Here is a 2,302-nt window from a genome sequence, read left to right on the forward strand (position 1 = left end):
CGCCGGCAAGGCGGTGCTCGTCGAGACCGATCGACGAGGCCTCGATCGCGCAGGCGGCGTAGCCTTCGTCGACCATGCCGCGCAGCGCAGCTTGCAGCACCGCGGGATCGGGCGTGGTCAGCCCGGTCGCTTGCAGGCGCGCCGGCGTGGCCGGTCCGGGCGAATCCCTGCCGGCCGCGCCGCGGTGAGGCGGCTCGCCGTGCGCCGTGCTACTGCCCGGCGGCTGCCCGATGCCCAGCGTGCCCACCACCGAGCAGCGCCGGCCCAGCAAGGACAGGGCCTGCGCGATCCACCATGCCGTGGACGTCTTGCCGTTGGTGCCGGTGACAGCGAGCATCTGCAGCGCACGCGAAGGCTGCGCGTAGAAGAGGTCGGCGATGGGGCCGGTCGCGGCCTTGAGCGAAGCCAGCGCACCGATGCGCCCATCGTCGAAGCCGTGCGCCTCGACGCCCTCGGCCTCGACCAGGCACAGCGCCGCCCCGGCCGCCAGCGCATCGCCGACGAAGCGGCGACCGTCGGTCACATGGCCCGGCCAGGCGATGAAGGCGTCGCCGTGCCGCACCTCGCGGCTGTCGGTGCGCAGGCTGCCGCGCGTGCCGGCGCGCAGCCAGCTCGCGGCGGCCTGCGGGGACGCGAGTTCGGTGAGCATCTAGAAGCTCTCCTCCACCGCTTCGAGCTCGCGCGCCACGATCTGCGGGGTGACCGGGGTGTCGGGCGCCACGCCCATGGTGCGCAGGCTCTGCTGCACTACCGCGCTGAACACCGGCGCCGCGACGTCGCCGCCGTAGTGCTTGCCAGCGTCGGGCTCGTCGACCATCACCGCGACCACGATGCGCGGCTCGCTCACCGGCGCCAGGCCGACGAACCACGAGCGGTACTTCTTGGTCGAGTAGCCCTTGCCTTCCTGCTTGTAGGCGGTGCCGGTCTTGCCGCCGACCGAATAGCCGATGGCCTGCGCCTTGGGCGCCGTGCCGCCCTCGCCGGCGGCCATCTGCAGCATGTGGCGCACGGCGCGCGCGGTCTCCGGCGAGAACACTTGCACGCCTTCGGTCGGCCGCTCGAGCTTGGTGATCGACACCGGCATCAGCTCACCGTCGCGCGCGAACACGCTGTAGGCCCGGGCGATTTGAAACAGGCTCGCCGAGAGGCCGTAGCCGTAGCTCATGGTCGCCTGCTCGATCGGCCGCCAAGTCTTGTGGGGCCGCAGGCGGCCGGTCACGGCGCCGGGGAAATCGAGCCGGGGCTTCTGGCCCATGCCGATGGCGGAGAACATCTCCCACATCTCTTGCGCCGGCATTTGCATCGCCATCTTGACGGTGCCGACGTTGCTCGATTTCTGGATCACCTGCTCGACCGTCAGCACGCCATACGGTTTGTGATCGCGGATGGTGCGCCCGGTGATCGTCATGCGGCCGGGCGCCGTGTCGATGCGCGTGCCGGGGCGCACACGGCCGGTGTCGATGGCCAGTGCGGCGATGAAGGGCTTCATCGTCGAGCCGGGCTCGAAGGTGTCGGTCAGCGCGCGGTTGCGCAGTTGCTCACCGCTCAGCTTGCGGCGGTCGCCGGGGGTGAAGCTCGGGTAGTTGGCCAGCGCCAGCAGCTCGCCGGTCTGCACGTCGAGCACCACCACGCTGCCGGCCTTGGCCTTGTGTTCGGCCACCGCGTCGCGGATGCGCTGGTAGGCGAAAAACTGCAGCTTGGTGTCGAGCGAGAGCTGGATGTCGTGGCCGTCGACCGGCGGCACGCTCTCGCCGATGTCTTCCACGATCCGGCCGAGCCGGTCCTTGATGACGCGGCGGGTGCCGTCGCGCCCGGCCAGGGCGTCCTGGAAGGCCAGCTCGATGCCTTCCTGCCCGCGATCCTCGACATTGGTGAAGCCCACCACGTGCGCAGCCGCCTCGCCCTCGGGATAGCGGCGCTTGTACTCGGCGAGCTGGTGGATGCCATCGAGCTTCAGCGCCTTGACCTGCAAAGCCACCGCCTCGTCGACCTGGCGGCGCAGGTAGACGAAGTTGGGGTTGTCGTCGAGCTTTCGGTCCAGTTCGGCCGGCGTCATGGACAGCAGCTTGGCGAGGGCGCGGCGGTCGCCCCTTGCGGCGTCGAAATCCTTCGGGATCGCCCAGATGGTCGGCGCCGGCACGCTGGAGGCGAGCAGCAGGCCGCTGCGGTCGATGATGCGGCCGCGGTTGGCCGGCAGCTCCAGCGTGCGCGCGTAGCGGTTCTCGCCCTGCTGCTGATAGAAAGCGGTGTCGATCACCTGCACGTCGAGCGCGCGGCCGAGCAGCACCACGAAGCCGACGCC

The 2,302-nt window shown here is 70.6% G+C and carries 2 protein-coding genes; both read right to left on the minus strand.

Going from position 1 to position 2,302, the window contains the following annotated elements:
- On the minus strand, nucleotides 1-649 hold a 649-nt coding region (locus H0W38_RS21130; RefSeq protein ID WP_292457903.1), incomplete at its 3' end, for a Mur ligase family protein.
- The coding region (locus H0W38_RS21135) for a penicillin-binding protein 2 (protein ID WP_292457906.1) at nucleotides 650-2,302 on the minus strand (1,653 nt) is incomplete at its 5' end.

It is taken from the genome of Methylibium sp. (genome assembly GCF_013817365.1).
GTDB lineage: Bacteria > Pseudomonadota > Gammaproteobacteria > Burkholderiales > Burkholderiaceae_C > Methylibium.